Source organism: Enterobacter sp. UNJFSC 003 (assembly GCF_036903355.1).
In the GTDB taxonomy this organism is placed as follows: Bacteria; Pseudomonadota; Gammaproteobacteria; order Enterobacterales; family Enterobacteriaceae; genus Enterobacter.
This window is the reverse complement of the sequence record NZ_JBAKHK010000064.1, coordinates 1-357: the sequence shown is the minus strand read 5'-3', so window position 1 is coordinate 357 and position 357 is coordinate 1. Positions and strand designations below refer to the sequence as shown.

The following is a 357-nucleotide window of genomic DNA, read 5'->3' as shown; positions in this document are numbered from 1 at the left end:
CATTTATAATAGTACGGTGCCACCGGGGCCTTTTACCATCAACGATATCTATGCCGCAGGTAATAGTGGTGACTTGCAGGTAACGATCAAAGAGGCTGACGGCAGCACGCAGATTTTTACCGTACCCTATTCGTCAGTCCCGCTTTTGCAACGTGAAGGGCATACTCGTTATTCCATTACGGCAGGAGAATACCGTAGTGGAAATGCGCAGCAGGAAAAACCCCGCTTTTTCCAGAGTACATTACTCCACGGCCTTCCGGCTGGCTGGACAATATATGGTGGAACGCAACTGGCGGATCGTTATCGTGCTTTTAATTTCGGTATCGGGAAAAACATGGGGGCACTGGGCGCTCTGTC

The 357-nt window shown here is 50.1% G+C and carries 1 protein-coding gene; it reads left to right on the top strand.

What is annotated here, in order from left to right:
• On the top strand, positions 1-357 hold a 357-nt coding region (locus V5P19_RS23095), incomplete at both ends, for a fimbria/pilus outer membrane usher protein (RefSeq protein WP_334407856.1).